The sequence below is a fragment of the Pedobacter sandarakinus genome, from assembly GCF_026240095.1.
GTDB lineage: Bacteria > Bacteroidota > Bacteroidia > Sphingobacteriales > Sphingobacteriaceae > Pedobacter > Pedobacter sandarakinus.
In genome coordinates, this window is sequence record NZ_JAPIVG010000007.1 from 127,201 (window position 1) to 134,724 (window position 7,524).

Consider the following 7,524-nt stretch of genomic DNA (forward strand, 5'->3'; position numbering starts at 1 on the left):
GTGTTGAGGTATTATCGCTAAAAACTGCCTTCAATATGCTGCAAATGGCCTAGTAATTGCTTTTGAATTATAGATTCGATTACTAACGAGAATGTCTTCATTACTTACTTTCATGTGGATAAATGATGTTAATAAATAGTTATCAACATAAAAAATTGAGGTTAACTGTGCTACCATATTCCATATCAGTATGTTACGATTTATTTGAAATTTTTGTTTAAAATGTTGATAATTTTGTCAATATTCGTAATCCCGAAACGGACCATCCCGTATAGTCGAATCGGCACTGTAAACCAATAAATTATAGAAATCGCAATGGAAAAAACTTGTACAGAAGTGTGGAAGAACTGTCTTCAAATCATTAAGGATAATATTCCGAACCAAAGTTTCAAAACCTGGTTCGAGCCAATAACAGCCCTTAAGTTAGAAGGCAAAGTTTTAACCATACAGGTACCAAGTTTGTTCTTTTACGAATGGCTTGAAGAACATTATGTAGGCTTGCTACGGAAAACCGTGAAAAAGCAACTTGGAGAAGATGGCAGGCTGGAATATAATATCGTTGTCGATAAATCATCTAACAGCGGCAATCCTTATACTACCAATATGCCTTCTAACGGAAATGGCGCTGAAGCTAAAGTTCAGTCTATGCCTATACCCGTATCTATTAACAAGGATATTAAAAACCCGTTTATCATTCCAGGATTAAAAAAATTAAATGTTGATCCCCAACTAAATGCAAACTATACCTTCGAAAATTATATCGAGGGAGATTGCAATCGCTTAGCTCGCTCTGCTGGTTACGCCGTTGCAGCAAAACCAGGGGGCACCTCTTTTAATCCTTTAATGATATATGGCGGTGTCGGCTTGGGTAAAACCCATTTGGCGCAGGCAATCGGAAATGAGATTAAACGCAGCATGCCAGATAAATTGGTGATTTATGTAAGCTGTGAGAAATTTTGCCAACAGTTTGTAGATTCATTGAAAAATAACACTATCAATGATTTTGTTAACTTTTACCAAGCAATGGACGTGATCATTATGGATGATGTACATAACTTTGCAGGTAAAGAAAAAACCCAAGATATATTCTTCCACATCTTTAACCACCTACACCAATCTGGTAAGCAGGTAATCTTAACATCAGATAAGGCGCCTAAAGATCTGGCTGGTTTGGAAGAACGTTTGTTAAGTCGTTTTAAATGGGGCTTGTCTGCAGATTTACAAATTCCTGATCTCGAAACCCGTATCGCTATTCTTCGGAAGAAAATGTATGCTGATGGAATTGAATTACCAGGAGAGGTAGTAGAGTATGTTGCTCATAACATCGATAACAATGTTCGTGAGCTTGAAGGTGCCATGGTTTCTTTGTTAGCGCAAGCTACATTAAATAAAAAAGAAATCGATTTGGCCCTGGCTAAACAGATGTTGAAAAACTTCATTAAAAACACCTCCAAAGAGATCTCCATGGAATATATCCAGAAGTTGGTTTGCGAGTATTTTGAAGTTCCGGTTGATATGGTAAAATCGCAAACCCGTAAACGCGAAATTGTGCAGGCCCGTCAGATATCAATGTATTTATCTAAAAGCCATACAAAATCATCGTTAAAAACCATTGGCGCTTTCTTTGGCGGACGCGACCATAGTACAGTGATTTATGCCTGCCAAACTGTAGAAGACTTAATTGATACAGATAAGAAATTCAAGGCTTACGTACATGATATTCAAAAGAAATTGAAAATGAGTTAGTATCAAGATAGAACAACCACCTTATCAGAAAATATTTTTTGTTAAACGAGAAAAGTGCTGAAACATTCAGGACTTTTCTCGTTTTTTGTTAGTTGCTATTTCATCTTCTCTATCTCGGCCAAACCGTAATACAAAGCTGCTACGTGGATACACTGTGCAATCTTATTTTCCTTTAGCAATGTTTTTACTTCATCAACCGTATATTCTTCAACGTTCAAAATCTCGTGTTCATCTAAATGTTGCTCATGCGTTTTAACACCACCTGTCAAAAAGTAAGTGAAGGTTTGGTTGTTGGCTGTAGCCGGATTTGGATAAAGGGTAGCGATAAGTTTGCAGGTTTTAAAACTAAAACCGGTTTCTTCAATCAATTCGCGTCTTACACCTGCTTCTCCGCCTTCATCTCCGTCTAAAACGCCCCCAGGCAGTTCTAAAGATATAATGTCACCAGCATGCCGATATTGCCGAACCAGTATCATTTTTCCATCTTCGGTAAGCGCAATCGCCGTGGCCCAATTTGAATATTCCAGTACAAAATAATCATCCTTTATGGTGCCATTTGGCAACTTCAACTCATCAACCCTTAATGTCGCCCATTTTTCTTGTACCAAATACCTAGAAGCAAGCCGCTGCCACTTTTCTATTATCATTTTTGTTTTATTTAATGAAGCAAAATTAACTTAAATATTGCTGTATCGTTTTCTGGCGATGGAGATTTACAAGATGTACAATCTTGTGCTGCTCAGATAAATAATTATATATTAAATTTAGCTTCGGCGCAATAAGCAAATTCCTTTCAGAATTGAGGCCGAGTTCATAATACATAAACTCACTTAGCGAATCTAGTTTTTCTGAAGATAGATCTGATTTTCCCAACCAGTCTTCGAAAGCCGATAAGTCGGGGTTTTCTAAATTTGCTATTGGAAGCCTAAAACTACCTGTTAGCGTATCTTCAAAAATTACTTGAGCTTCTTTTAGTTTTCCCTCAAGTTTTAGGCCCATTATTCGGGATAAAACTTCTGCCAACCGCTGTATTTCCGCTGTAATCAAATCTTTCCTATACATAATTAGCTATTTTAAGTTTAAACCTTTACTAGTTTCTCTGCTAACGCTTAAATGTTTGGTGCTGTTACCAACTTCCGCTAGACCCTCCGCCTCCGAAGCTTCCGCCACCAAAGCCGCCAAAGCCTCCGCCGCCCCCAGAAGAGCCACCACCGAAACCGCCTCCCCAGCCACTATTTCCACCACGGCCGCCGCCGCTACCAAAAAGCATAGCCCAAAAAAGCGCATTTGATGCACCTCTTCCACCAATTACCTCTCCACCATTGCCACCGCCGCCTTTGCGCATCAAAATAATTAAGATGATCACAATAATAATCACAATAAATATGCTACCCACTCCTCCTTTTTTTGAAGATGCCTTTCTCGGGTTATCATTTTTATATTCACCTTTGGTATATTTAATAATGGAGGTAGTTCCCTCATCTAATCCGGCATAATAATTTCCATTTCTAAAATTGGGCTTAATGTCGTTATCAATGATGCGCTTAGCATAAATATCAGGCAAAGCGCCCTCAAGCCCATAGCCGGTTTGTATAGAAATTTTTCTATCGCCCACAGCTACCACGATCATGATACCGTTGTTTTTTCCGTTGTGCCCCACGCCCCAATTGCGGCCAAGTTGCACGGCATACTCATTAATATCGTAGTCGCCTACCGACTTTAATATCGCTATTGCAATTTGGGTAGAACTAGAGTCATCAAATGCAACCAGCTTACTTTCTAGCGCTTGCCTCTGCTCTGCCGATAAAACATTCGCATAATCATTCACTAATGTAGATGGCTTCTGAGGAAAGTCTTGCGCATAGGTTAAACTGAAAATAAGTCCTAAAAGCGATAAAAGGAATAGTTTTTTCATCACCATTTAATTTTTTAGTTTATCCATGAAAATGATATCATTCGGCAACTCATTAATATCTCCTTGTTGTGGCGGAAAGAAAATTGCTAATTTCTCTCCGGCTAAAGCAACACCTGCTATAATGCCATCAGCTAAATCGCCTTTTGCAAAATGTGCCGTCATAGCAATCTTTGTCGTTTCCCAAAAATTTTCTGGCACTACACGGTTAATTCCTAAATCACCTATAATCGAAAATTTATGATCAGCATGTGCCAGATAGATCAGCACCCCGTTTCTCAGCGCAGTCTTATCCATTCCCAATTTTGCAAAGTATTCGGTAGCTTTTTCATAGGCATCTCCCTGGCAATGTTTATCTATGGCAATTCTTATTTCTCCCGAGGTTGCTTTCTCTGCATCAGCAATCGCCTGGGCAATTCTATCTTGTTCAGTATCTGTAAATAGCGACATGATTTTGTGTTTGGATGAACTAAAAAGGGTAATGCTTGTTCAAATGTTTAAACATGCATTACCCTTAACTGTTAATGATAATTACTAAAACTCTACTTTAGGGGCATTTTTAGCACCTGCATCGGCCTCGAAATAGCCTTTCGGTTTAAATCCAAACATGCCTGCAGTAAGATTTGTAGGAAATGATCTGATTTTACCATTGTATTCCTGTACCGCATCATTAAAATCTTTACGGGCAACGGTAATTCTGTTTTCGGTACCTTCAAGCTGTCCAGATAAATCGCTAAATTGTTGTGTTGCTCTTAGCTCTGGATAGTTTTCAGTGATGGAAAGCAATTTGCCTAAAGCCTGACTAAGTTGACCTTGTGCAGCTTGATATTTTTGAATATTTTCCGGACTTAAATCATCCGCATTTACCGTCATTTGGGTAGCTTTCGCCCTAGCCTCTGTTACAGCGGTTAAAGTTCCTTGCTCAAATTTTGCTGCGCCTTTAACTGTAGCCACTAAATTAGGAATTAAATCTGCACGCCTTTGATACTGGGTTTGAACCGTTCCCCATTTAGATTTTACATTTTCATCTAATTTAACCATGCTATTATAGCCGCATGAACTTAGGGTACTCACTGCAATAACTGCAGCTAAAATTCCAAATACTAATTTTTTCATTTTTATGATTTTGTGTTTAATGTTCTAACTGAAATTTATTCAATCTACAAATAAGATTACAAAATCTGTACCTTTGTTACAATTCAGGATAAAAACCTGACAGGTTTTATGCAAAGAGACATCGAAATAACGCTGCTTCCACACCAGGTTGAGCAAGCCGAAGTAATTCAGACTAAATTAGCCGAGTCGCTTAACTTACCCATAAGCCAGATTAAGGGCTTCGAAATACAAAAAAGATCGATTGATGCAAGATCAAGGAAAGTTATCTTCCGCCTGCAAATAAAAGTATTTATAGATGAATTGCCGATAACTAATCCAAGTGTCATCAACTATCAAAATGTCAGTAATGGCAAACCTGTACTAATTATAGGTGCAGGTCCGGCAGGGCTATTTGCTGCACTTCAATGTATCGAAAATGGTTTTAAACCTATCATCATCGAAAGAGGTAAAGATGTAAAGCAAAGAAGGAGAGATCTGGCCAATATCAATAAGCAAGGTGTTGTAAATACAGAATCTAATTACTGTTATGGTGAGGGTGGTGCAGGTACCTATTCAGATGGCAAATTATATACTAGGTCTAACAAACGTGGCGATATCAACAAGGTGCTTCAGGTTTTTGTCGATCATGGTGCACAAAAGGACATTATGATCGATGCCCGGCCTCATATTGGTACAAACAAACTCCCACAAATCATCACGTCAATCAGAGAAACCATACAAAGTGCAGGCGGGGAAATCATGTTCGATAGCCAAATGACAGATCTATTGATCTCTTTCGGAAAGGTTATCGGTATCGAAGTCAATTTCGATGAGCAAATTCATGCCGATCATATTATTCTCGCTACCGGACATTCAGCCAGAGATGTATATGAATTATTAAATAAAAAAAATATTTTAATTGAGGCAAAACCTTTTGCTTTGGGTGTTAGGATAGAACATCCCCAAGAGATTATAGATGCTGCACAATACCATTGTGATATCCGCTCAGAATTTCTACCCCCAGCTTATTACAGTTTGGTAGAGCAGGTTGGTCAACGTGGCGTCTTCTCGTTTTGCATGTGCCCCGGCGGTATCATTGCTCCATGTGCAACCGGTCAAAATGAAATTGTGGTAAATGGATGGTCGCCGTCTAAAAGAAATAACCCGTTTGCCAACTCCGGTACAGTTGTTCAAGTTACCTTAAACGATGTACAAGGTTACGATCCTCTTCGAATGTTAAATTTCCAGTCAGCAGTAGAGCAACTCGCTTTCGAAGCCGGTGGTGGAAATTTAGTGGCCCCAGCGCAACGAATGGTCGATTTTGTTAGCAACCGTCTTTCTAAAGATTTACCTAAAAACTCCTATTTCCCAGGTACAAAAAGCGTTATGCTCGATAGCATTTTGCCCAATTTTGTTTCAGAAAGCTTAAAGGCCGCTTTGCCTTTGTTCGGGAAAAAAATGCGTGGATATTACACCAATGAGGCGATTTTGGTTGGGGTAGAGAGCAGAACATCATCGCCCGTTCGTATTCCCAGAGATAAGATTACTTATCAACATCCCCAGGTTAAAGGATTGTATCCCTGTGCAGAAGGGGCAGGCTACGCCGGCGGAATTGTATCCGCTGCAATAGATGGTGTCAATTGTGCCAATGCCATCCTCAACGCTTAAAACATTATAATAATCGGGTTGTTATTTAAATATGTTTAGTATCACCAGTGAGATAAAGAAAGTTTTTAGCGGAGATGCATGGTATGGTAATCACGTCATGCAAACCTTAAATAATGTTAAACCCGAAAATGCCTTTACACCATTTGTAGCGAATGCACATTCGATTGCAGAAATAGCCTTGCATCTTACCTCATGGACACAGGAGGTTACCTCACGTTTACTTGAAAACCCCGCCGGCGAACCTTTGCTGGGCGATTGGCCTGAGCCTGAAGGAAACACAGCTGTTCATTGGGAGAAGATAATATTTAATTTCAAGGTCGCTAACGAAGAATTGATTCGGGTTTGCGAAAACATTAAACCAAGCGATTGGGAAATGCCTCTGTCACCTGAAATCAGTATTTCTTTAGGCACAGCAATTACCAAAATAGAGTTGGTTAATGGCTTGGCACAACATCATGCTTACCATTCCGGTCAAATTGCCCTGCTTTCTAAATTTTAAATGGTTATTATGAAAAAAACACTCATCATTGGGGCTTCTCCAGACCCTACACGTTATGCCTACAAAGCTGCACATATGTTAAAGCGTTTCAACCACGATTTCGTTAATGTTGGCATAAAGAAAGGCGATGTCGCTGGTGTTACCATAGAAAAACCCGATCAAATACACACCGATATTGATACAATAACCCTTTACATTGGTCCGGCACTACAACCGCAGTATCACGACTATATTTTAGAAACTAACCCTAAGCGTGTAATTTTCAATCCGGGAACCGAAAACTACGAACTTGAAAAACTCTTGGATCAGCACAATATCGAGCCCGTACGTGCCTGTACGTTAGTATTATTGAGTACCGGACAATACTAGTTCTAGCAACAAACCTTCATGCCAGATCCAGTTTATCAGTTCAAATCAATTATAACATCAGAAAATCAGTTGCGGTGGTGCTTTTGTTATAGCAGTCCCGCATTCGCTGCAATCTTTTTGTTAAAGGCATTAAAAAACTAACCGCCCAGGCACGAAAATGCCTGGGCTTTTTTAGTGCCACAAAAAGTATTTCCGCACCATTCGGGTTTAAATTAGTTACACCCGCAATGCTTTG

The 7,524-nt window shown here is 39.3% G+C and carries 10 protein-coding genes; 4 read left to right on the forward strand and 6 right to left on the reverse strand.

The window, feature by feature from the left end; translation table 11 throughout:
- Positions 1-315: 315 nt before the first annotated feature.
- A complete protein-coding gene (dnaA, locus tag OQ268_RS17160; protein ID WP_010601383.1) occupies positions 316-1,746 on the forward strand; it encodes a chromosomal replication initiator protein DnaA in 1,431 nt (476 codons plus the stop codon).
- 95 nt (positions 1,747-1,841) lie between these two features.
- Here the strand turns inward: dnaA and OQ268_RS17165 are convergent, their stop codons facing one another.
- The 5 genes from OQ268_RS17165 to OQ268_RS17185 form a co-directional block, all read right to left on the reverse strand.
- Positions 1,842-2,393: an NUDIX hydrolase gene (locus OQ268_RS17165; protein ID WP_265857978.1), complete on the reverse strand. Its 552-nt coding sequence runs from the start codon at positions 2,391-2,393 to the stop codon at positions 1,842-1,844.
- Positions 2,394-2,418: 25 nt separating this feature from the next.
- Positions 2,419-2,808 carry a hypothetical protein gene (locus tag OQ268_RS17170; RefSeq protein WP_265857980.1) on the reverse strand — a complete coding sequence of 130 codons (390 nt, stop codon included), beginning with the start codon at positions 2,806-2,808 and terminating at the stop codon, positions 2,419-2,421.
- Between the two features lie 64 nt (positions 2,809-2,872).
- Positions 2,873-3,661, reverse strand: a complete 789-nt coding sequence (locus OQ268_RS17175; protein ID WP_265857982.1) for a TPM domain-containing protein — start codon at positions 3,659-3,661, stop codon at positions 2,873-2,875.
- A gap of 6 nt (positions 3,662-3,667) precedes the next feature.
- A complete protein-coding gene (locus OQ268_RS17180; RefSeq protein ID WP_265857983.1) occupies positions 3,668-4,108 on the reverse strand; it encodes a TPM domain-containing protein in 441 nt (146 codons plus the stop codon).
- An 84-nt stretch (positions 4,109-4,192) separates the two neighbouring features.
- Complete coding sequence (locus OQ268_RS17185) at positions 4,193-4,774, reverse strand: LemA family protein (protein WP_265857984.1); 582 nt, start codon at positions 4,772-4,774, stop codon at positions 4,193-4,195.
- A gap of 108 nt (positions 4,775-4,882) precedes the next feature.
- Here OQ268_RS17185 and OQ268_RS17190 point away from each other — a divergent pair, with 108 nt between their 5' ends.
- From OQ268_RS17190 to OQ268_RS17200, 3 genes are read left to right on the forward strand one after another with little or no spacing between them, the layout of a single operon-like run.
- Entirely contained in the window at positions 4,883-6,421 is a 1,539-nt protein-coding gene (locus OQ268_RS17190; protein WP_265857985.1) for an NAD(P)/FAD-dependent oxidoreductase, read from the forward strand.
- Between the two features lie 31 nt (positions 6,422-6,452).
- A complete protein-coding gene (locus OQ268_RS17195) occupies positions 6,453-6,920 on the forward strand; it encodes a DinB family protein (protein ID WP_265857987.1) in 468 nt (155 codons plus the stop codon).
- A gap of 9 nt (positions 6,921-6,929) precedes the next feature.
- Positions 6,930-7,289 (forward strand): CoA-binding protein, encoded by a 360-nt coding sequence (locus OQ268_RS17200; RefSeq protein ID WP_265857989.1) that lies wholly within the window; start codon positions 6,930-6,932, stop codon positions 7,287-7,289.
- 49 nt (positions 7,290-7,338) lie between these two features.
- Here the strand turns inward: OQ268_RS17200 and OQ268_RS17205 are convergent.
- On the reverse strand, positions 7,339-7,524 hold a 186-nt coding region (locus OQ268_RS17205), incomplete at its 5' end, for a hypothetical protein (protein WP_265857990.1).